This window comes from Rhodococcus sp. 1168, from assembly GCF_002091955.1.
GTDB lineage: Bacteria > Actinomycetota > Actinomycetes > Mycobacteriales > Mycobacteriaceae > Rhodococcoides.
On record NZ_MKKY01000055.1, the window covers coordinates 73,278 to 95,424 of the forward strand.

General features: G+C 60.9%; 17 protein-coding genes and 2 pseudogenes. 6 read left to right on the forward strand and 13 right to left on the reverse strand.

Features of this window, described 5'->3' with window-relative positions; translation table 11 throughout:
* Positions 1-16: 16 nt before the first annotated feature.
* From BJI47_RS10340 to BJI47_RS10380, 9 genes are all read right to left on the reverse strand, one after another.
* On the reverse strand, positions 17-226 hold the full coding sequence (locus BJI47_RS10340; RefSeq protein WP_088943647.1) for a hypothetical protein: 210 nt from the start codon (positions 224-226) through the stop codon (positions 17-19).
* Positions 223-1,854: a hypothetical protein gene (locus tag BJI47_RS10345; protein ID WP_139804857.1), complete on the reverse strand. Its 1,632-nt coding sequence runs from the start codon at positions 1,852-1,854 to the stop codon at positions 223-225. The genes BJI47_RS10340 and BJI47_RS10345 overlap by 4 nt, the downstream gene beginning before the upstream one ends.
* A gap of 100 nt (positions 1,855-1,954) precedes the next feature.
* Positions 1,955-4,363 carry a hypothetical protein gene (locus tag BJI47_RS10350; protein WP_088943649.1) on the reverse strand — a complete coding sequence of 803 codons (2,409 nt, stop codon included), beginning with the start codon at positions 4,361-4,363 and terminating at the stop codon, positions 1,955-1,957.
* Between the two features lies 1 nt (position 4,364).
* Positions 4,365-5,246: a hypothetical protein gene (locus BJI47_RS10355; protein WP_217808524.1), complete on the reverse strand. Its 882-nt coding sequence runs from the start codon at positions 5,244-5,246 to the stop codon at positions 4,365-4,367.
* Positions 5,247-5,572: 326 nt separating this feature from the next.
* Positions 5,573-8,287: a fibronectin type III domain-containing protein gene (locus BJI47_RS10360; RefSeq protein ID WP_088943651.1), complete on the reverse strand. Its 2,715-nt coding sequence runs from the start codon at positions 8,285-8,287 to the stop codon at positions 5,573-5,575.
* A 134-nt stretch (positions 8,288-8,421) separates the two neighbouring features.
* Positions 8,422-10,038, reverse strand: coding sequence for an Hsp70 family protein (locus tag BJI47_RS10365; RefSeq protein ID WP_088943652.1), 1,617 nt, complete (start codon positions 10,036-10,038; stop codon positions 8,422-8,424).
* Entirely contained in the window at positions 10,028-10,765 is a 738-nt protein-coding gene (gene grpE / locus BJI47_RS10370; protein WP_217808525.1) for a nucleotide exchange factor GrpE, read from the reverse strand. The genes BJI47_RS10365 and grpE overlap by 11 nt, the downstream gene beginning before the upstream one ends.
* A 191-nt stretch (positions 10,766-10,956) precedes the next feature.
* A complete protein-coding gene (locus BJI47_RS10375) occupies positions 10,957-12,249 on the reverse strand; it encodes a TerD family protein (RefSeq protein WP_088943653.1) in 1,293 nt (430 codons plus the stop codon).
* 129 nt (positions 12,250-12,378) lie between these two features.
* A complete protein-coding gene (locus BJI47_RS10380; protein WP_125458704.1) occupies positions 12,379-12,693 on the reverse strand; it encodes a hypothetical protein in 315 nt (104 codons plus the stop codon).
* A 189-nt stretch (positions 12,694-12,882) separates the two neighbouring features.
* On the opposite strand from BJI47_RS10380, the pseudogene BJI47_RS10385 reads away from it, so the two are divergent.
* The 6 genes and pseudogenes from BJI47_RS10385 to BJI47_RS10400 form a co-directional block, all read left to right on the forward strand.
* A pseudogene (locus BJI47_RS10385) lies at positions 12,883-13,726 on the forward strand (transposase); the annotation flags it as partial.
* A pseudogene (locus BJI47_RS24560) lies at positions 13,708-13,843 on the forward strand (transposase); the annotation flags it as partial. The pseudogenes BJI47_RS10385 and BJI47_RS24560, both read left to right, overlap by 19 nt.
* Positions 13,844-14,483: 640 nt before the next feature.
* Positions 14,484-15,929: a phenylacetate--CoA ligase family protein gene (locus BJI47_RS10390; RefSeq protein WP_125458705.1), complete on the forward strand. Its 1,446-nt coding sequence runs from the start codon at positions 14,484-14,486 to the stop codon at positions 15,927-15,929.
* A complete protein-coding gene (locus BJI47_RS10395) occupies positions 15,926-16,879 on the forward strand; it encodes a ThiF family adenylyltransferase (RefSeq protein ID WP_088943656.1) in 954 nt (317 codons plus the stop codon). Before BJI47_RS10390 ends, BJI47_RS10395 begins: the two co-directional genes overlap by 4 nt.
* A 3-nt stretch (positions 16,880-16,882) precedes the next feature.
* Complete coding sequence (locus BJI47_RS24965; RefSeq protein ID WP_368655884.1) at positions 16,883-17,023, forward strand: hypothetical protein; 141 nt, start codon at positions 16,883-16,885, stop codon at positions 17,021-17,023.
* A 100-nt stretch (positions 17,024-17,123) separates the two neighbouring features.
* Positions 17,124-17,573, forward strand: a complete 450-nt coding sequence (locus tag BJI47_RS10400; RefSeq protein ID WP_088943657.1) for a hypothetical protein — start codon at positions 17,124-17,126, stop codon at positions 17,571-17,573.
* Here BJI47_RS10400 and BJI47_RS10405 read toward each other — a convergent pair.
* Genes BJI47_RS10405 through BJI47_RS10420 form a run of 4 tightly spaced genes read right to left on the reverse strand, consistent with a single transcriptional unit; the run spans position 17,550 to position 21,975 of the window.
* Entirely contained in the window at positions 17,550-19,001 is a 1,452-nt protein-coding gene (locus BJI47_RS10405; protein ID WP_088943658.1) for a hypothetical protein, read from the reverse strand. The genes BJI47_RS10400 and BJI47_RS10405 overlap by 24 nt on opposite strands.
* Complete coding sequence (locus tag BJI47_RS10410) at positions 18,998-19,993, reverse strand: hypothetical protein (protein ID WP_088943659.1); 996 nt, start codon at positions 19,991-19,993, stop codon at positions 18,998-19,000. Before BJI47_RS10410 ends, BJI47_RS10405 begins: the two co-directional genes overlap by 4 nt.
* The gene (locus BJI47_RS10415) at positions 19,994-20,422 is read right to left on the reverse strand and encodes a hypothetical protein (protein WP_088943660.1); all 429 of its coding nucleotides are present in this window, start codon (positions 20,420-20,422) and stop codon (positions 19,994-19,996) included.
* A complete protein-coding gene (locus BJI47_RS10420) occupies positions 20,419-21,975 on the reverse strand; it encodes a hypothetical protein (protein ID WP_088943661.1) in 1,557 nt (518 codons plus the stop codon). Before BJI47_RS10420 ends, BJI47_RS10415 begins: the two co-directional genes overlap by 4 nt.
* Between the last annotated feature and the right edge of the window lie 172 nt (positions 21,976-22,147).

Genomic DNA, 22,147 nt, shown 5'->3' on the forward strand with positions numbered 1-22,147 from the left:
TCCCGCTGCACGGGCCTCACGCATCCCAGGGGAAGGGCACCCACGAGGCCAACTGATTACTGAGATCCTCGACCCACGCGGACCCGTCGTTGAACATCTGTTCACCGCGGCTGTCCTGCAACAGCCATCCCGCTAGCCAAATCGTCAGGACCGCGAGCATGACCATATGTGTGGCACTCCACGCTGTGCGAAAGCTCCAGTACACGTTCGGAATTCCGTTTTTCATGAGACTACCTCCACCGAAGCCGTGGCCGTGACTTCTACCGGCGCGATCGTGATTTTCGTCTTGGACTTGTCGAGCAACCATTGGAAGACGTGAACGGGATGCCGGTGATCGGCAAGGGGATGCTGTTGCATCAGATCGATGCCGAAGAAGGCGATGTCGGCGAAATCGTCCTCCAGACGACGCACGAACCCGTCCTGCCCGTGGTCGATCAGCCACTGCCTTATGCCATCCGAACTGCCAGTATTGATATCCAATCCGGAGGGCAAGTTCTGTAATGCGTCCAACTTGGTGAGGACCACACCGAGCTTGCGGGACTTCAGGTTGACGTTCTCCGCTCGCAGCCTGTCGATGACGCTTGCATACGCATCCTCCTGGTCGGCGGTTGCGATCTCGAGTCTGCGCTCGAGTCCGGCACGTCTTGCCTCCTCGATAACGCCCGGTAATCCCAGCGGATCGATGACCAGCAAGATCACGTCTGCGGTATCGATATATCCCAGACTTTGGGTCGTGTCCATGTTGACGAACGCTTCACCAGCTGCGTCTACGAAGTGGAGCTCGAGCTTCCGCGTTCCCAACTCGACCATATAGGGCCACCCCTCCGGATTCTTACGGAGCGGGGTCTTCGCCGTCGATTGCGATGTTGCCATCACACCCCGAGCCGTTTGCAAGAAAAGCACTGCCGGTGGACTCAGCGGCGTAAACTTCCCACTCTGACTGGTGACTTGCGTCTCGATGGTCGTAACACCCGCAGCCAAGAGACGAGTTTTCCCAGCCGCAATAGCACCGATTGTCGGAATCTGGATTGTGCGGCGCGTTCCCGAACCCTGAGCTACCTCCTCGCTGCAGAAGGGGCACATCGCCGTTAGTTCCTTCGCTGCGGCACGAACCGTCGTCGGGATCCGTGTGCCACATTCACACCGACGATGCATCATGCCCAACGGGCCGGGGGACACGTCGCGGTGAATGATTGTGCAGCTCGGATTCGAGCATTTGTAACTCGGCGTATCGGTTTCTCGATAGCATTTCGCGCACTTCAAGGACGCGCGTTCTTTCTTGCGACCAATTTTATCGAACCATCGATACGCCAAGATCCAGGCTTGCTGAATCAGATAGACAACGCCGCCGAAAACACCCATGGCCACGAGCCAAAAAAGAATGGACACCCAGACTCCGAGAAAAAACCCGACCAGCGGCACTCCGGCCAGCACTGTCCATGCGATTCCAGGAAGGCTGGTGGTCAGCTTCCACAACTTGGTGGCACGTCCAGGGCTGGTGCTCGCACTACCCGCTGGGGCGGGAGCCGATCCGTTCCACCGACTCGGTGAAACATTGGGCCAGACCTTGGTTTTCATGACCTCCTTGGTCTCGGCGATGACTGCGCGAGCATCGTTGCGCGCCTGGTAGGGGTTGTATACCGGCCATGCCCTATCCCACCCGAAGTTCTTCGCGGCGCCGCGCGCCTTCATCGTGATCACCTTGCCTTCGGCGACAGCTTCTGGGGTCACCACGACCGGATGCACCATCGCCCGACCCCGCAGTACTCGCAACGGAATTGCAAGCCCTGCCAAAAGGCCGGCTGTGAGGCCGATGAGGAAAGTGACGATCCAGTAGATAACGAGGATTGCCAAGAGGCGCATTATCAGCGCCAGCACAGTCCACAGCACAAAAAAGAGAGCAGTTAAGCCGATAACGAATGCTATGAGGGGGCCGACAACGTCTTCCATTGGATCAACGCTCCTTGCTGAATAGGCGTTTTCCGCCTCGGACCAGATTCCGGCCTAGCCGGCCCTTTTTTGCGTCATCGAGAAGCGCATCGAGAATCGGTAACCAACTTGGATCCAACACGCGGCGCGCTGATTCGAGCCGGTGCCGACCATCCCGTGAGTCCCCGAGGGCCACCAGGTAGTCCCGCCCGGCGGCGTGCTGGCGGTCCGTGCCGGATTCGTACAGGCTCAATGCCCACATGACTGCCTTCGCATCACCTTGGTCGGTTGCAATCCGTTCGAGCGCATAGTCGATGCACGTTTCCGCCCAGTGGCCGACGGCCCGCTCTAGTCGGATGACTGCACGCTGATCCTGCGCGCTTACCATCAGGTTGCCAACCTCGGGAATCAGGAACGCCACGTAGGGACCCACGCGGTCGGCGAAGTCGTGCATTGCGGGATTGCCCTCGCGCGCAGTGGATTCGTCGGCATGACGATAGATCTGCCGGATAGCGACGGTGTCGTCAAAGATCGTCCGAAGTCCGCGGTCCTCAGGCAGTGCGCGATCGGCGAGCATTCTGTTGATCAGCCAGCCTGCGGACAATCCATCTGCGACCCTTTCCCGGGACGAATTGAGCCCCTTGACAATCCAGGCAGACAGATCCGCGGGAACCCGAGGGTGTGCCGCTACCCATTCGGCGACGACTTCGACATCCGCGGGTATGTCCGCGCCGTCTAGTGCGAGGTGCCAACTCTCGATCGGTAGCCTCGCGCCCTGCGCCGCGATTTCGCCGGCACGATGGTTCAGTGGAATACGACCGACGGAAACCGCGTTGATCCACCCGCCGAGTTGGGACGGCGAACTTGCACCCAACGAATCCCATGCGCCCGCGGTCAGCGCGTCGATCGCCCAATCCTCCTCACGCCCTAGCGCTGACACCAGTCGACTCGTGATTCTGGTGCCGAGCTCGGATTGATAGGGCAGCTCGCTGCGCCGCTGCGCATGTTCGGGATGGCGGCACCAGAAGTCGGCCAATGTGTCGAGACACGGTGTGATGTCAGCGCCAGCGAGCAGGTTGAACTTGTGCGCTGCGATCAACACCGCAGGGAGGTCCTCCGCCCGGGCTTGCCTAGCAACTGCAACCTGGGTAGCCTGCCCGTGGGCACGGGATTCGTCCGAATCCCATTGGACGGGAGGCCAACCCGCTGGCCACGCATCGACCGCGGAGGCCCAGGCGGGAACGAGGCCGGGAGACGCTGCCAAAGCCTCGAGAGTCGGTAGCAATATTCCGGTGGCCACATCGTCGAGGTCCGCGCGATGGGCCTGCACTATTGCATTGGCCGTGAGTCGGACATCCGCTTCGTCGGCTGGCGGACCACTCACGATCACGCCGAGCAGCTCGTCCGCATACATGGCAAGGTCGTCGCTCATCTCGGAACTCGACAGCCCCGCAACGGCACGCAAAGCCGCGGAACGATCTCGCGCACCACTGGACCCGATGGCGCCGCCAAAGCTGACGATTCCGGCAGCGTGCGTGGCGGCATCGGCGCCGAGTACGGATTCCCACCGGCGAGCGACGTCGATGGCCGCGAGCGCGTCAAGGGGGTCACCGTCGAGAAACCATTTCGCCTGTTGGGCCGCCGACTGCGTGACCTCGACAGACGTCGTCTCCCCGCTGATCAAGTCGACGACATTGAAGGCCGCGCCGCCGGTGTGGACGCTAGGGGTGGCGCCAAAGTCCGGGCTCGCGCCAACAATGTCTGCGACTGTCGACAGTGGCTGATTTGAAAAAGCATGGAAACTCAGGTCCAGTGCCCGATTGGCGTCGATGAACAACGAACCCAGAGCGATGTACTGCATCACAGTCTCGAGGCTGGTGTGGACGATGATGAGCTTCTTTGCCGGCGAACTTGTAGCCTGCTCGATCATGGTCAGGAAGGTCGGAAGGAAGTCTGGACCGAGAAGTGAATTATCGATCAGTTGTTCCTTGAGTGCATCGGGCTCGTAAGCCGGGTCGATCTCAAGCGGCGTCGGCCACGAGTCGAGAACGTTGGTCGATACCTTGTCGACACTCCACCTGCTGGCCGCAAACAATTGAGCAGGACGGTAGGGCAGAAAATCGTTGCGCTCCGACGTCAGAATCGTCTCGGTCAATTGGTTACCCGGACGCGGACGCGTAATTGTCTTTCCCGTCGATTTGCCCCGCGAAAGGAAGTACTTGCCAGCCGATGTCCGGTAAATGCAGCTCGAAGGATGTGCTAGTTCTTCGTGGTCGACGTGCCAGCCAGACGACACCACATGGAGCATGCGCTCAGCAACAAAGCTGCGATCAGCGGCAGTAACACCATCTGAGGCCGCCGCAAAGTTAAAGCCGCCGACACCGTCGAGTGCTTCGTCAGGTCGAACGTCGGTATATATCGTGACGTCGAACATCTCAGCCTCCCTTGGGGAGGAAGCCCCGGTCAGCCATCAACCACAAGAGTGGATCGGCAACTCGATGCGGCAAAACGCCTCGAGCATTCACGCGTTGACTCCCGTACTCCGGCTCCGCGCCAAGCGCTGATGCCCCGAAAAGGCGGTATTTTTCGTAGTTGTTGTCAAGGAGACGGAGGAGAGCGTCGCCACCCCACTGGTCGATCATCGACGCGATGTGGTCGTGGATCGACAGCGATTCCGCGTCATCGAAATGACGAAGCTTGGAGGACGCCTTGCGCATCGGATGATCCGACGGAATATCGTCGAAGAAGGCATCGATTTTCGAAACCACGACCGCCACCGGCTGTTTGATTTTCTTGTTCTTCTTGGTCTTTTCGGCGGTCTGCAACACCGTTGTCAGTGCGCGCAATACGGTGTCCGGCGATGTTGCAAAGCTCTCGGCATCGACACCACTATTGATCGCACGATCGCGATTACCAGGAAATCCAAAGGGATCGAGCAGCAGAATCACGCCGCTTGTCGCCGCGAGATAATGCTGACCGAGTGCCCGGTCCTCGGTCGCGAGGTCTTCACCAGCTGAGTCGTAGAACGAGAAGATCGTCGAGACGTCGCGCGATACCTTCCCGCCCATCGCCTTCTTACTGAACCGCCATTCGAAAACCGCGGGGATCGTCATCCCCGTCTCGTGGCGCTTGGTCTGCTCTGGCAGAACGCCCTCGTCGTCTTCCATGCCGCGCAGCAACGTCTCCAACTGCCCCGCAAGCCCGCTCTTTCCGCCCGGCGAATCGATCGACGCGTCGAATCGTCGAGCGATCGTGGAGTAAAGCTCCTTCTGCAGCACCGCCAGCATCACCGTTTTGCCGGAGCCACGAACACCCACGAGCCCGAAAAGGGGCGAACTGGCGTCGAAACTCCGGGGCATCCGAGAGTGACAGTCTGGACAAACCCGGATCGCGCTGACCGCGCCACAAGCGGTACACGTTGCCTCCGACTTCGCCAGAACCTGGCGTCCAGCTGAGTCGGCAATGACCGGCAGGACCGGCGTGCCATCGGTGAACAACTGAATACGCGCCGGATCGGGCAACTCGGAGCATCGCGTCCGCCCCGGTGCCGCACGACCCGAACACCGAACCGCGAGCGCGTTGGGATTCACCTCGTTGTAGCAGTACGGGCACGGGACCCTACTTTGGAAAAGTGACATCTCACTTAGCCTTTCAGCTGGTTTGTCGGCGGATCTTCCAGCTTCACTGGGGCGCCACCGTCAGGAAATATCCGGATCCAGAATGGGCTCACTAACCGAGGAATGCTGAACTCGACGCTGGCAGGAGTTACCCCGTTCAAGTCGACACGGATCTTCTCGACCACCTCACCGTCAGTAGACCGGGACGGCATGATCGAGCTCTCCCGCGCGACCACCAACAGCGAGACCGGACCTGAGAATCCGTCGGATTCCACTGTTGCGCGGACAGGCTTGCGGCGACCGAACCGGGAGGGCGGAATCTCGAGCTTGTACTTGACCACCGGAAGCCGCGCCGCGATCTGAACCTCGACTGGGCTGGCGATCCATTTCTGACCATTCCCGAAGGCCACGGTAGAAATGGTCACTCGATCGACAGCCGTCGCTTGGATCCGACAGCCGCCGTTGATCTTGTACTCCGCGCGACTGACGCTCTTCGACTGAGCCATGCTGCCGCTGAACCACGAAACAGCGGCTGAATAGTCGCCGTGTGGCCATTCCCAGGAGACAACGAGCTCGTCACCGTAGCGATCTACCCGGGGATTCTTTACGCTCGGCGCCGACCCGACGACCGCGGACGCCCCGAACAGTCCCCTATTGCCGTCGACAGTGATGGCAGCAATCACCCGCAGATCGCGAAAGCGCGGGAAGCTCAGCGAGGTCTGCCCCGCCCACGCGCCAAGGACCCCGCTGACACGTCGGCCATCGATTCCGTCGAGGTCGGCAAGGTCCACCTCGATTCCAGCCGCGGGCAGCTTTTCGTCGATAGGAAAAGCCCACAGTTCGACCGAATATCCGCCTGGCTCGGGCCACGTTGCACGGTGTCCGTCGCGTCCATCCGAAAGCTTGGCATCGGCGATATGCAAATCACCGATCACGCTGATCAGACCGCGCGGCGAAGCATCGATCGCCACGGGCGGCGACACCACGCGAGTGCCGTCTGGCAGCACATAGACAGCCTCGAACGAGAAGCGATACCGCTCGCCCGTCACCAAGCCGGTTACGGTCGTCCGATTCGCGCCGCCCGCATTTACTGGCGCCCGGGTCCCGTCCGGATTCGTTCGGGTCACCTGAACCCCGACTGCTTCAGGAGCGAGGCGCCACATCAACGTGACCTCGGTCGGTGACGAGCCGGCTGTCACATCTTTCGGGCCAGGCAGAACAATCTGCTCTGCAGAGGCCGGTAGCGACGCGACGCCGCGACGGACAGCGAAAACCGAGTAGTGAACGCGTTTGGCCATAGGCGGAGCAGGATCGGTAAACGCCGCTGCGGTCAGATCTCGCGCCAGCTGCGAGCCGTCACCAGTGTTGGCCGGCGCATGCCCGTCGGTGCTGCGTACGACGATGAACTGGCAGTCGGCCCCGCCATCGAACTTCCAGCTGAGCGTTATCCCGTCCTTTTCAGAGGGTTTCGCGACGAGGTACTCAGGAGATGGCGGCGGGAGCTTCTCGAGCAGCTCGGTCAGCCGCGCATCCTTGCGGTCGACAACCGACGCCTGGGCCAACGCGTTTGCAGCTGTCCCGTAGTCCCGTTTCGCCATTGCAGCTTCGTACCCGGCTACCAGGGTCGCCTTGCGGTTTTCAGCCGCGGCCAGGACAGCTGCGACCCGATTGACCTCCGCTTCACCGAACTGGTCAACATTGGCTATGGCGTCGAAAGTATTGCGCGCGTCGGCAAGTGAACCCTCTGCAACCAGATTCGTCACATCGTTGAGGTCGCGCGTACCTGTCGATCCAGAGAGTTTGGCGAGTATCCGTGCTGCGTCGACGTTGTCGAGTCCTGTGCCCTTCGTGAGCTTCAGGAGTGCGCTGGCAAGCAATTCGCCGCGGGCGAGCATCTCTTTGGTTGTCGCGACGAACGATGCGAGCACGAACTGCTGCAAATCGACACTTTCGGCGAAATCAGTCCGCACGATGGTCAGCGCTTTCTGCGCCGCCTGCAGTGCATCCGAATCCTTACCTGTTTCAGCGGCCTTCTGTGCTGCGACGACCTGCGCGATCGTGATCGGACGTCGCCCACCCGGGCCGAAGGTCAGTTCATCGATCACCCGGATCGATTCAGCGCGTTGCGGTTCTGCCAACAGCAGCACATCCACGATGCTTCGATACTCCGTGAACCTGCCGATATCGGTCACCCCGCGCTGGATGGGCGTCGTCGGCAGCTTGAAGTCAGAGCACACGACGATGCCGGACCCCTCGACAGCCGATTTCAGCGCGGATTCTGAAATTGAGCCCAGCCCCTGGGCCTTGGCTTTGTCGGACAAGTGCTCCTTGGTGATTACCTTCAGAGCCTGATGCTCGAGCGAGACTGCTGCAGTGAAGTCGGCGAGCTTCGATTTGAAGACATCAGCTTTCGCTGATTGCAGCTGCTTCCAGAACGCCGGTGACGTGAGGTCGTGACCAGCGACCTTCAGTTCGGCGATCAGCTTCTTCAGAAATTGAGCTGGCGGCATGGACTGCCGTTTGTTCAAGAACATGTCGACCGAAGTGATATGCGCCGCTAAATCGCTCAGGTCGGCTGGAATAGCCAAGAGCGTTGCCAGGTCGAGACCGGCAACGACCGAAACGTCTGGCGAGCCTTGGAGTTCACGCAACGCGCGCTGGATTTCGGCCAGCAGAAGCTTGTCGCGCGTGAGCGGCTTAAGCACGTCCGCGAGGTAGGCCTTTTGATCGAAGGTCATCATGTCGCATTAGCCTCCAATTCGTGTTTGGTGGCTAAATGCAAGTCCATGCCCCTGCTGCACCGTGATCGTGGGCAGACCCGCAACTGAAAATGATGAATCGTAACCGGATGCTAGAACCGCGCACTCGTCGAGACTCATGACCGTGTCATGAGTCCACCGACGAGGGCCTTTCCAGCTTCGATCTCCTCCGGCTTGAGGGCTGATATCTTGGCTTCGAGAGTAAGTTCGCGCCCCGAGATTGGCTCGCGCGCTCGTAGGGTCGCGATGCCCTCGTTCGAGATGCTAAGTAGCAGCTCAATGGTCGACCCGCGCGGCATAGGCGGCATACCTGTGATCTCTGCTTCTGTGAGCAGAGAGTTCGCCGAAACGCTCTCGGACTCGACCTCGCCGCCCTGCTCGTAGAGCTTGACGCGGACGCCGGTCTGGTCGTCAGATGCAGTTCCAGCCTCCAGCTTCGCGTCCACTACTGGGAGTGGATCGTTTGCGTGCACCAAGAATCCAATGTATTCCTCAAGCTCACCGGACGAATCCCCACGAACGAATTCGACTCCGATACCTCGCGACAACGCATTCTTGATATTCAATGTTGTCGCGCCGCCGAGGAAATACTTGGCCTCGGTGTTAGTTGGGGCGTCAGCTTGAGGGTCGCCGGCCGCGGTGCCCGTCTCACCGACGGGAAACGGAACCGCGCCGTCGACGATTGCTTGCCCGTAGATGGCAGCTCCCTTGGCCACTGAAAGGTCGAAATCGGTTGGGATGGGGTCAAACCCTGCCGCGCGCAGTGCCCTGTCCACCATCGGCATTCGCGACGATCCGCCGACCAGCAGCAGCTTGTCTATCGAAAGTCCCGGTGCCTTCTGCTTGGCAGTGTCGATCACGCGCTGTGTGATTTCGACGGTCTGCTTGACCAAATGCGCTGTAGCCAAATCGAACTCGTCTCGTGTCACGACGATCTTCTCATCGTGACCCTCGAACCGACACCGAAAAGTTGTGTCCTGTTTACGGGTCAACGACTTCTTCTTGACCTCGACATCCTGCAAGATCTCGACCATAAAATCTGGATCATCGGCGGGATCGGCATCGACGATCCCGGCCTGCGCGACGAACTTGTCGATAACGACGCGAGCGAGAGCTGCATCCCAGTCGGCACCACCCAGCACGCGGTTGCCGTCCACTGCAACCACTTCAACGTTGCCCGGCTCGGCAATCATCACCGTCGTGTCGAACGTACCGCCACCGAGGTCGTAAATCAGGATGGTCTCGCGTTTTTCACCACGGACGCCCAGAGACAACGCTGCTGCGATCGGCTCGGCGATAATGCCGACAATCTCCAGGCCTGCCATCTCACCGGCCTGCTTGGTGGCCTCTTTCTCCTTCACGCCGAAGTAGGCCGGCACAGTGATGACTGCCTTGGTGACCTTCGACCCGCCCTCCTGATTGGCAGCCTGCACCAACTCCTTGAGAATCAGCCCCGAAATCGACTCGGGCGTATAAGTTTGTCCACCGAACGACTGCGGAAACTCCGTCCCCATACGCCGCTTGATCAACGCGCACCCGTTGTCCGAATCAGTCACCAGCGACGACTTCGCCTCACCGCCGACAATCGCCGAACCGGAATCGAAGTAGACCACCGAAGGGGTGGTGTCCTCACCGCTTTGACTCTTGATTATCTCGGCCTGGTCCAGATCATTGATCTTGGCGACCGCCGAATAGGTTGTCCCCAAGTCGATTCCGAAAACATCACAGGACACGTCTGTTCTCTCCTTCATTCTGGTGGTTGGCGGGTGCGGAAACATTCGCAGCTGCAACCGACACGCGGTTCGCGGAGTCGACAGCTTCGACGCCTTGGTACCTGTACACAGTCACCATCGCCGGCATGAATACGCGCTCCGCGCCGATGTAGGTAAATCCCTGCCGTAGTACACGTTCGACCCGCCGATCGAGGCTCGCGTCATCTGTCTCGACTCGCCGCCGCGCGGCGTGCTTTCCTGCATCGAAATCGTCGAGCACCGAAACGCCGATCGATTCGATATCGAGCAGACCTAGGGTCTCTTCGATCTCGGACACGAAGAAATCGAAGTCCTTCTGCCCAAGGTCGTCGCTGCGTGCCGCTGCCCGCGCTTCTGAACCGCGTGCCTCGGTGTGCAAAGACGCAAGCTTGAGAATGACTGGCTTCAGCAACTCGCGAATTTGATCTGCCTGTAGCTCTTCGATGCGAGCCTGCATTCTCCGAATGATCGACTCATACTGCTCCGCCCTGCTGTGGAAGCGCTCCAGTGCCCGCACCATGTCGGCGAGCTCGCCGGATTGAACAGCAGGATCGGCGGCAGTTTGCACAGCATCCGTCGTACCTGCACCACCGTCGGGCGCGTCGCCGGCAACCTCGTCCGGCACGTCGGTCCCGACTGGTTCACCCGCGGCCACATCGAGCGGCCTCGCAGGCTCGTCGGCATAAGTATGTTGATCATCCGCTGACATCAGTGATGTCCACCTCCTCCGAGAACGTCGACCTCTTAGCGCGACCTACAGGCCAGGCGGTTATCTGGGGTCGTGAGCCAGTGAATCTAAACAGGGAAGTCGACCGGCTGACTATCCGTCGAACGCATGACATCGCGGGTTTGACATTTGCAGAATGGGCTTGCTGTCCACCGCCGAGTGTCGTCGATTCTTTACTCGACGTTCACGCCGTAATCCGTCGCGATTCCGGCCAGTCCAAGTGCGTACCCCTGGCCAACTGCACGGAACTTCCACTGCCCCCTGTGCCGATAGACCTCGCCGAAGATCAGTGCGCTCTCCGTGGTGCCCGGGCGTTCCATCGAGAATCTCGCGATCTCAGCGGTCCCACGCTCGTCACTAAGCCCGATGTAGGCATCTCGGATATCATCGAAGGAAAAGCCACCGATATTGCCCTTGTTGATCGCAACCGCAAATACAACTTTCGCCGCGGCCTCCGACATCCGAGTCAGGCGGACCCGGATGGTCGACACGTAAGTGCTCGCGCCTGCGGGCTGAGTACCACCAGTCAACTCGACGCTCCCGTCCGGGCTAGTTGTGTTGTTGTAGAAGACGAAGTGATCGTCGGACAGCACCGTGCCGCTGTCACCGACAACGATTGCGGAGGAATCGATGTCGATAGCGTTGGCGATCTGATCGCGCACACTCCACCCCAGCACGACAAGGATAGTTTCGGGACAACGCTCAGCTGTCCCGACAACCATGTTCTCTCCCTTGGCCAACCGACGCCCAGGTTCCGCGTGCGGCCTGACCGGGGGCGACGCAGTGGCGGCAGGGCGCTGGATTATCGCGGACCCGGGCAGATCAGGTACGGAAGGGCGAGCGACGGCCTGCGGTGGTGGCGGAGCAGGCGTACTCGCTCTGGGAGGTGTCGACTGGGCAGCAGGGGGACTCATCGTCAATGCCGAGGAGCGTGGCGGCAGCACAATAGAACTGATGGCGACTTGTGCAAGCTGTTCTGGGTCAATATCTAGACGGGCCCGTTCTGGCACAGCACTTGGTCGTGACGGTTGGCCCCGCAATTCGTCGATGAAGACTGCCCGTGCACCCCGCATCGCAGTCACGATTTTCAGGTCGGCCTTGCCTCTACTCCCCACGGAAGTGTGCAGACCCTCGAGCTGGGCTGCCTCTTGCAACGGTTTGATCAATAGACTCAGAATCTCGGCGGCATAGTTGCCCTCGTGCCGAGTGAGCACGCAGACGACCGTACTGATGTCGCCGTTGATGAATATCGACCAGGCGACGTCGAAAGTTGGCGTCGACGCCTGTGCAAGATGATCGCTTGGACGAACCGACGACTCCCTCAGGAATGGTGCCACATCAACCATCAGCTCATAGAGCGAGCCGGGTTCGATGCGCCCGCACAACATCGGCGCAATGCCGGACACTTCAACGAGTTCTACGAATAGGTTCGCGAGCGGGTCGCTCTGCGGCTCCATCGGAGCCATGCCCCCAGCAACTGAGCCTGAATCATTTCGACCATTTGTTCTGCCGAATAGTGCCACGATGCCTCGATTCAGTCAATGGGTTTGGGCTGGAATCGGCACGTGAACAAGGGTTTGCATACGAACCAGTCATCACCTGCGCCTGCGGCCCAACGTGGCAAATACTAGCCCGTAGACCACAGAGTAGGTGACGATACCTGTAACACCACGGTAGTCGGCACCACTCGATGAACAGTTCAGGCCAGCGGAATCGAACGCGACACTGAGTGCCCCTATCGCTACCGCGAAGAAAGCGATAGCCAAGTCAACCTCGAGGGCGCAAGCGGCGGACATCACGATGACGAACAAGACTCCGACCAACGGGCCCATGCAACGCTCACTGAATACGTCGACTCCGAACGGGGAAGCGGCTCCCGGCTTACGCTGCGCATCAAGTAATTTGAGCATCTTTTGCGATTTCCTCAGCATCACCACGTAACTGCACAGCCCACCGCCCGGCCGGGAGCGTCAATCCTGTCACCCTGGTGGGCATTGTCGCTATAGTGCGTTTGAACGACGGTCGGGGGCTGTCTGAATAGCGGTGGATCCGGTCCTTGGTTCGACACGCCGAGCTGAGATTGGCGGGAAGGATCGATGATGACCGAAACACTGGATCCCATGGTCGTTGAGGTGGATCAGAAGCAGTTGGCCGAGCGGCTCCTGGCTCAGGCCAAGGAACAGGGAATCGAGTTGATGGGCCCGGTCGGGCTGCTTAATCAGCTCACCAAGAATATCCTCGAAACCGCGTTGGATGCAGAGATGACCGAGCACCTCGGCTACGACAAGCACGATGCGGCCGGCCGCGGCAGCGGTAACTCCCGAAACGGCACCCGCTCGAATACGGTGCTCATCGAGATCGGACCGGTGGAGATCGACGTTCCACGCGATACCGAGTCCTCGTTCGCGCCGCAGATAGTCAAGAAGCGGCAACGACGCCCGACTGGTATCGACGAGATCGTATTGTTCTTGACGGCAAAGGTTTTGACGACCGGCGAGGTGTTCGCGCACTTCGCCGATATTCACGGCGCGACGGTATCGAAGGACACCATCTCCCGCATCACCGACAAGGTTGTCGGGGGACGGCGGTGAAGGTGCGAAGTTCTGGCTCTCGGTGCTCACGGAAATCAAAAACCGGGGTATCGCCGATGTCTGCATCGTCGTCTGCGACGGACTGAAAGGACCGCCGGATGCGATCAACACCGTCTGGGAGTTGGCGGTGGTGCAGACATACATTATTCACTTGATACGCAACACCTTTCGGTTCGCATCCCGGAAGTAGTGGGATGAGATGTCGCGTGATCTGCGTCCGATCTACACCGCTCCGTCCGAGTCTGCGGCGAAGGAACGGTTCACTGACTTCATGAAGAAATGGGGTCAGCAGTACCCGGCGATCATCAAGATGTGGAACACCGCGTGGACGGAGTTCGTACCGTTCCTGGACTGTCATTCGCCGCGTTGTGCGCCCGCCGCACCGATTCCGGTCAGCTCCAGGCGAACCGACCGGCACCGACTGTGCCGCGGCGGAGACAGACAAGCCAACGCCGCCTTGCATCACATCGTCGAAGTTCGACTGTCCTACGACACGGCCACCCAGAACTACCGCGACACCCATCTGGACAAAGGATGGGCCATCTACGCCGTCTTTCGCGCCCTCAAACGCGCCGTCGCACGGCAAATCTTCCACGCCCTCACCGGCAAGTGCGCCGTGCCCGACTACACCGACCTACGGCCGGCACGACGTGCGAAGAATCTGACCCTCACCGCCGCCGCTCAACATTTGGGCGTCTGGCCATCACGCGTCGGCGAACTCGAACTCGGACAACGCCCCAACGACGAACTCGCAGAACGTTACCGAGAATGGCTTCACACCGCTTGACACGAAATAGGAGCATCACTCCCGCGCCAGGCTAGCTATTGCGCACGAGCAACCGTGGCGTCCGCAAGGCTTACGAAGGTCAGGTTGGCATTCGTTCGAGCGGACACCTCTGTCTGAAACATTCGACGGGCCAGGATCTTTGGATCCATACCCCGGGGGAGTGGCAGTAGGAGATCAGGATTCCAGTTGCCTGCCGGGTTGTCTGTACGTCGATCGGATTACAGAGCAGGCGTGTCTGTGAGCCGGCCTGGAGACGGTCCGGGGGTTCGGTATCCCGTGCAGCAAGACGATCCGCGTCTTGTTCCACGAAAGGAACTCGGCCATGTCGTTGACACAGTCGACACGGAGCGCTGCAGGAGTGAACGGGGCCTTGGACACGTTCTGGAAGGCGGTTCGCAGCACAGACGCGTATCCGGATCTGCTGACGAACCTGGGCTTCGACCCGGACAGCGTGCGAACGTCAGCCGATTTTTTGCACATTCCACCCATGACCAAGAAGAACTACCTCGCGATGTACTCTCTCCCGCAATTGATTCCGGGTGGAGATGTTGCATCCGCATGCCTGTGGTCGTCGAGCTCGGGGTCCTCGGGCACGCCGACGAACTGGCCGCGCGCGGAACTGTCGCTACAACAGAGCGTCGACCTCCACGAGCGCATCCTGCGGCAGCATGAAGCCGACCGTAGGTCGACACTGGTCGTGGTGTGCTTTGCGATGGGCAACTGGATCGGCGGCATCTACACGATGCGGGCAGTGGAGGAGCTCCGCAAACAGGGTTTTCCAGTGTCGGTTGTGACGCCCGGTGTTCATGTCGATACCGTTCGCGAGAACATCGGCTCGCTCGGGTGTCACTACGAACAGGTACTGATCGCCGGGTATCCACCCTTCGTCCGTGACGTACTCGATGGAGCAGGTCAGCACGTACTCAGCCAAGATCTGAAGTTTCTTCTGGCCGGCGAAAGCATCAGTGAGGCCTGGCGAGACGGAATACTCGCGTTGGTCGGCAAGTCCGATCGTCCAGAGGACATCTGCTTGGTCTACGGAACTGCAGACGCGGGAATGATCGGTCACGAGACACCGACGACCATCGCTGTTCGACGCCTGGCCGTCGGGGACGCCGAGCTCGATGCATCGATCTTCGGCGGCACTGCAGCGTCGGCGACACTGGTGGAATACGACGCGTCGATGCGGTTCGTCGAGACTGATGACGAAGGGTTCCTGCTGTTCACTGTCGACAACACGATTCCGCTGATTCGGTACCGTATGAATGACATCGGTGAGGTGTTGAGTGCCGACGAGATGCGGCGCAGGCTGTTCGACGCCGGTCACACCGTCGACGTCGCGGCCTCGACTGCGCACTCAGGATTCATCGTTCTGAAGCGTCGGGCAGATATCGCGGTGTCGTTCTATGCGGTCAACATATATCCCGAGCCAGTTCGTACGGCTCTCTCCGACCCGAGGCTGTCCAACACCGTCACGGGAAAATTCGTCATGACAACCACCGCGCAGAAGGACCTGCGCGGCGCGCTGTCTCTGCACGTGGAGTTGCGGCCCGGCGTCGGATCGGCCGAGCGTGCAGATGCTGCGTGTGCGGACCTCATCAAGACCGCCGTCGTGGATGCGTTGGTCGCGGCAAGCAGCGAATTCGAGGAGCTACACGGTCTTCTGGGAACTCTGGTCGAGCCGGAGATCACCTTCGGAACGTTCGCCAGTGATGGCTTCGAAGTGGACGTCAAGCTACGCCATATCCAGAAAGTGAGTGGACAATGATCGAGGTACTCCATCCCACCGAGGACGCGGCCAGGATCAGGGAATTACGCAGACCCAATGCAGGACTGGCATATGTCGACGGCTGGGCGACAGCGCGTTCGGAGCTGATCGCCATCGATTCCTTCGGCTCTCTGCCCTTCGACTGGAGCGACGAGCGTGACGTGGACCGATCGAGTCGCTTCGTCCACATCCCATGGCGATCGACCCTGGTCCGTCTTCCGGACAGTGTGCACTTCTACCGTCTGCGGACCGCACGCAACCGATTTCTACTCGACGACGACGAGCAAACCACGTGGGGCTCGGCCCTGATCGGAATCGCGGGGCTGAGCGTCGGATCGTCGGTGGCGGCGGTATGTTCGCTGACCGGCGCCCGTCGCTTCCGTATCGCGGACCCCGATACCCTGGGCCCGAGCAATCTGAACCGGCTACAGGGTTCGGTGTGTGACCTGGGCGTGGCGAAAGTGACTCTTGCGCAGAGAAGAATTTTGGAGATCGATCCGTATTCGGATGTGTCTGGGTTCCCTGGCGGTTACACGAGTGCGGACGTGACGTTTCTTCGATCGTCGGGCGGTGAACGGCTGGCGGTGTTGGTGGAGGAGATGGACGATCTCGCGATGAAGTTGGAAATTCGCCTCCAGGCCCGCGCACTGCGCATCCCCGTCGTGATGGCAACCGACAATGGCGACAACGTTATTCTCGACGTCGAGCGCTACGACCTCGACGCAGATTACCCACCGTTCCACGGCAGAGCCGGGGATCTTACAGAGTGCAGCGAGTCCGAACTCAACGAGCCCGCAAACCGAATGCGATTGGCCAACGCGATCGTCGGGAGTGACGTGACGCCGCGCACGAGGTACTCGCTCACTCAGGTCGGACGGTCACTGCCGTCCTGGCCCCAGCTCGGGACGGCCGCCAACGCGGCTGGCTCGACGGCGGCGTTGGCGGCGTGACTGGTGGTGTCGGGTACGGACCTTCGATCCGGTCGATACCGCGTCGATCTGGACCGAATTCTGCTCGGTGAGTCGGCATCATCGGCAACACGGTGGAACGAGTTGGACGAGAGCGCGTTCCTGAGGTCGATGGCGCAGCACTAGTGTCCGCCTATCGGCCGATTCCCACGCCTTCGATCGACGCCTAATCTGGGTTGCGTAGCGTCCGAACGGGCGCGGGCGCTGCGCAATTCGGGGGGACTAAATGGGCGACGAGTTCGACCATCCGCACGGCACACATTTGCCGGATCCAACGCTCGGTTCGACGCCCGGTGACAATGTGATACCGGACGAACGATGGTCGAGGTACATGAAGGCAGCACTCCCGGAACCGGCGACCGTGTTCGAAGAGGTCATGCAGCTCAGCGCGTCGTACTCAGGGGTGATCGACTGCGACAGACTCCTCGGAGCAGTCGAATCGGCGGTGTGGGACCGATTGTACGAACTGACGGCCCGTCGGGAAGACATCAGGTGGGACAGCCTGTGTCTACTGCGAGCGTCGGGCGGGTTCGATCATCGTCGGTTGGCGGCGTTCCTCAGCACCCGAGGCGCGGTCGGTATTGCGGTGAACGACAAACTGAGCGGCTATCTGACTCGGCTGCTACCGCGGCAACTGACCGCTGCCGTGTATTCAGGACGGTTCGACGCCGCCTGATCGGTTCTGCGCACTCGTCGGAACCCTGGCCTCGGCGACGGTGTGCGTCAACGCTGCCCACACGATGGGAGAATGTTCGATGCTGGCAGGGCTCGATTCCCACTTCGTCAGTTGCTCTCGTTGCCAGTGATGCACGAGACCGATCGGGTCCTGGCGAGAGTGGGCACGGTCGACGGCCAAAGCCAACTCGACCGTGGGGAATACCGATCTCCGAACTCCTGCAACAGAATGGAATGCGTGGTCGGTCGGCAGAGTCCATCGGGTCGTGGTGACGAGTGAAGCCCCCGAGTCCACCATGGCGATGACCAGACCGAACGTCTCCACCGACCGGAAATCGACGCCGCCCTCACACGCTATGAGTGCCACCCTGGTTGGCACCGGCCAGATCTCATGGCCGGACTGGGGGCCGTCCGATGCGTACAGAGCCCAGACTCTCTCATCCGTGCACTGCTGGGTCCCCAACAAAAGGTCCAAGGCGGACAGCGGCAGGTGATCGTCCGGTCGAGCAGTGGCAAGAGTGCCACTCTTGGTCCGTGGTCGGAGCGGCTGCGCCATCCCCCATGATGCCGAACCGGCCGCCCCGACGGTGTCGTGTAGGTGAATCGACGCCGATCCAGGTTCGTCGGCTGTGGACGACACATGGCCGAAATAGAAGAACCGGGATCGCGGAGCGTGAAGTTGACGAGACAGGTCGAGCCTGCTGATGATCTGCGACGTGTTCAGTCGCGTGTGCGAACTACTGTTTTTCACACTGGCTTCGGACGAAATTCCCCTGATGAGTGCATTCTTGGCGAGCCCCGCCAACGTTCTTCCCAGTCCATGCTCGACGGCCCGGATCGGTAACGACGGATCGAGAACATGAAGTGCAGGTAGGTGGCTCACCTCCGCCCATCGTGGAGGAAGCACGGTGCGCTCGGCGTGGACGGTGGAAGGCGGGTCGAAGGTGATGACGGCTACATCCAGCAGTCGCCGGCCGGCATCGACGAACAGCAATTCCCACGGCACGCGCGCCAGCCTCGGACTTGGCGTGATCCTCATATGCACAGCACCGTGGCTGTCCGCGCGGTCGATCAGTTCCGTTCGCAAGGTCTCGGGTAGCACCGCTTCGGTGAGCTGCGCGGACAACAGACGTTCCTCGGCGAGGTTCGTGAAGGCCCCGGTCACCAGTGCGCGGTGGGCGGCGGCTTCCCTGGATTCGTACTCGTCGCCGTCGCCGTCGCTGCTGCTGCCGGCGAGAGGCAGAGGTGCCAGGAGCGCGCGATCGAGAAGATCGAGCGCAGCGCTCGTCTGTGCAGTGTCGAGCTTGATGGCGCTCGGCGAGGCTGGATTGTCGAGCCAGGTCCACGACAGATAGGTGGGGCCTGCGTCAGCCGCCCTCAGCAAGACGACGGGCCAGGAAGATCGATCGGCCTCCAGGTGGTCCGTCACCTGCGCACATCGAGGTCGGAGTCGTCGAACTGAGGTGCCCGGAGAAGTTCGGTCAATAGAGGTTGTGCACCGAGTTCAGGCGTGTGGGACTCGATCCGCTCGATGAACGCTCGGATTGCGTCGATACGAGCTGCCACCAAGGCGAGCAGGGGCGCGGATTCGACGCCGCTTGACGTGCGGACGCGCTCGAGCGCAGCGACCGCACAGTCGGCCGCATCGAGGGCGTCAGCGGTGAAACCGTCCGCGACCGACTGCGCAGCGGCGGTTGCCTCCTCGTCTGCCGAAGCGTCGACCGTGTGGAGTGCAGCCGTCGCCGAGCGGCCCAGACCCCACGCTTCGATCATGTTGCGGTCGGCGTCGATCAGAGCCGGGGCAAGTCGTCCCAGACGGAGGTCTCGCGGATCACCGGTGGAGTCGAAAATTCCGAATGTCGCCGTCTCGAACTCTGCTTCCATAATTGAAAAACTGCCCGTCAGGATGGTTCCGGTCGGCACCATCGGCGTCGTCGCGAGCAGCTTTCCCGAGCTGTCTGCAGCAAACCCGATCAGTCGGGAGGCTTCGGCGCACTGCGGATCCACTCCAGAGGCGAGTGGAACAGTCAGGACCAGCCGAGGTGGCCGAGCGCCGGTGTCGAACTCGGCTCGCAGTTCGGGCACCCGGGCCCCTCTCCACTCCAAGATCCTCGGCGGAACGAGATGAGGATCGACGAACGCCCTCTGCACTTCCGAGCGAGCGGTCGAGTCACCTCCGGCCAGGTCAATCCCGACAAGATCGAACGCTTGGGCCTCGACCAGATCTTCGAGCCATCGAATCAACAGTTCGTCGTCGACGGTATCGATAGCGGCGATCGTGTCGATTCGTCCCGACAGGGCCGCAATGGCGTATCCCCAGTTCTCGCCGATCGTGACCTCGCGCGCGAATGCGGCCAGCAAAGCAAGTTCGGACGTTGCGCTACTGCAGGTTTCACCGTTTTCGCAATCTTCGGTGAGCATCTACAGCGCCGGGGAAGCCGCGGCTACCAAACGCGCGGCCCCGTCGTGATCGCCGGTGCGGTAACGCGCGCCCGCCTCGTCCAACATGAGTGCACCCTCGTCGATCGGGGAGAGCTCCCATCTCGCTATCGCTGAGGTGCGGGCCCGACGTATCCACGTCGGAACAAGATGCAAGGTATCGCATTCGGTCTCGGATCCAGTACGAGCGGACTCGACGATCTGCGCTACGTCCGGCTCTGCCACCGCGTCGGAGAACGCCTGCACGTTGCTGTCGCGAAGAACTCGCCAACTCAACAGCGTCGATGTGTCGGCGGCGTCGACAACGACGTCGACGCCCGGTGCGATTTCGACGGCGACTTCCGCTACTGCGGGCGCTAGCCCACTGTCCCAACTCGATCCTGTTGTATCGGATAGAACCAGCCGGCTCATGACGTGCTCTCCGTCAGTAGGTTCCAATTCTCACGATACCCATGCAGAGTACGCAGGACCTCTGCTGTTTTCTGGGCCCAGGTCTGACCCGAGGCTCTCTGGCCGACAACCTCGAAACCGTCCCCGCCGAGGATGTCGTCGTCGTGAAGCGAGATGGCCAGCGCTCCGCGCAGCAGTCGAGTAGCGAACGAGATCGATGCCTTCCGGTTCTCCGCCAGGGTGTCGGCGGGCCGTTCGGTGTCGTAGCGGTGAGCGATCGCCCGTTCGACCTGTCCTGATTCGATGTTGTCCACGAGTTCGGAGTAGTGATCTGTCTCGAGGTTCGCGTACGCGCCCAGTATCTCCAGGACTGTCCTACGTTCCCAGCAGGTGGACGTGCCGCCCGCCGTCCACTCCCAAGGATTCGTCGACTCCACGTCGCTGTTGGACACGTGCTCCCACGCTTGGCGGAACAGAGCGCGGAGCATAGCGCTGCGGTGTCCGAGGTCGTGGTCAGGAACCAAATAGAGCTGCGGCTGGGTGAGAACCGTGTCGATGTCCGCCGGCCGGTCGCTCACCGACCTATGGTGTTCCTCGCGTAATAGCTTGCGTTGCAGGTCCTGGGTGGCGCGTTTGAGATTGGATCCGTACACCCGAGCAATCAGTTCGTCATCGAGTGGAACAGCGTTGATGTGGAGTCTCAACAGATTCCGGTTGGCACGACGCCACGCTTCGCCGGCCACGTCTGCGGTCGTGTAGAGAGTGCTGCCCTGGAGCAGAGGTGTATCCGACGCTGGCTGATCGGCCGCGCGCGCAGTCAGGAACTTCGAGAGCGTTTCGTCCACGAACCGCGATTCGACCGGCGTCGGCAAGCGGTCCGCAGCGTCGGGCTCGCCATATCTCTCGGTGAGATCGTCCAGCGCGGCAATCAGCGTCGCGCGTGTGCTTTCATCGAAGTGGTCGTCCGTGCGTTCCAGGTATTCGGTCAGCTTGCCGCTGTATGCCCGCATCGCAGCCGCCACGATGGCGTCTCGATAGCTCTCCAGGTTCTCGACGAATGTGTCGGCATGGGGACGGGAAGCCGTCACCGTCCCGCAATCCACCTCCGCGATCATCGAGTTGCGGGCAGCTGTTCGCGGTGGGCCGTCCTCGTACCTGCGGACCGCCGTCGATATGGCATTCGGCAGGCCCCTGGGACGTTCACGTTTCACCTCGGTGACGACGCCTGCCGAGCAACGAGCAAAGGGGTCTGCGTACTGCGCTGTGACGGTAGAGACGTCGTCCCAGATGTCGCGTTCGTCGAGAACCTGATTGATGCCTTGCCTCATTCGTCGGGCTGCTTCGGGTGAAGTCGTCTGCACAACCCAGGCAGTGGACCCCAGTTCACTCATCCATTTCGCCAGATCCTCCGCGAGATGCTTGACGTTCGGTTTGGGCTCCGGAGCAGCCTTGACCCAGAGCTGGATCAGCTGGGTGCGGGAGATCGACTCGTCCGCGACACGTCCGGTCCTCGATGCGTCGGCGGCCCACCACCCACTGGTTACCCAAGAACTGTCGGATGATCGATAGGGCATGTGCTGACTCCTCTTGCTCTGCTACGCCGGTGACCGCGTTGGATAGTCACGGCGATCATGGTGCCAATGTCTGGTCGGCAAGCCCAGCAATGTCATTCGCTCGAACGACAGTGGCGCTCGGCATCGTGTCGTGCTCGGCGAGGTCAGCACCGAACCCCCATGCGAGTCGAGT

What these genes read in the sequence shown, in the direction of transcription:
- BJI47_RS10415 (WP_088943660.1), bottom strand. Translation starts at nt 20,422, where the DNA reads ATGAGCCGGCTGGTTCTATCCGATACAACAGGATCGAGTTGGGACAGT.
- BJI47_RS10390 (WP_125458705.1), top strand. Translation starts at nt 14,484, where the DNA reads ATGTCGTTGACACAGTCGACACGGAGCGCTGCAGGAGTGAACGGGGCC.
- BJI47_RS10375 (WP_088943653.1), bottom strand. Translation starts at nt 12,249, where the DNA reads ATGGCTCCGATGGAGCCGCAGAGCGACCCGCTCGCGAACCTATTCGTA.
- BJI47_RS10380 (WP_125458704.1), bottom strand. Translation starts at nt 12,693, where the DNA reads ATGCTCAAATTACTTGATGCGCAGCGTAAGCCGGGAGCCGCTTCCCCG.
- BJI47_RS10350 (WP_088943649.1), bottom strand. Translation starts at nt 4,363, where the DNA reads ATGTTCGACGTCACGATATATACCGACGTTCGACCTGACGAAGCACTC.
- BJI47_RS10360 (WP_088943651.1), bottom strand. Translation starts at nt 8,287, where the DNA reads ATGATGACCTTCGATCAAAAGGCCTACCTCGCGGACGTGCTTAAGCCG.
- BJI47_RS10340 (WP_088943647.1), bottom strand. Translation starts at nt 226, where the DNA reads ATGAAAAACGGAATTCCGAACGTGTACTGGAGCTTTCGCACAGCGTGG.
- grpE (WP_217808525.1), bottom strand. Translation starts at nt 10,765, where the DNA reads ATGTCAGCGGATGATCAACATACTTATGCCGACGAGCCTGCGAGGCCG.
- BJI47_RS10395 (WP_088943656.1), top strand. Translation starts at nt 15,926, where the DNA reads ATGATCGAGGTACTCCATCCCACCGAGGACGCGGCCAGGATCAGGGAA.
- BJI47_RS10410 (WP_088943659.1), bottom strand. Translation starts at nt 19,993, where the DNA reads ATGCTCACCGAAGATTGCGAAAACGGTGAAACCTGCAGTAGCGCAACG.
- BJI47_RS10420 (WP_088943661.1), bottom strand. Translation starts at nt 21,975, where the DNA reads ATGCCCTATCGATCATCCGACAGTTCTTGGGTAACCAGTGGGTGGTGG.
- BJI47_RS10400 (WP_088943657.1), top strand. Translation starts at nt 17,124, where the DNA reads ATGGGCGACGAGTTCGACCATCCGCACGGCACACATTTGCCGGATCCA.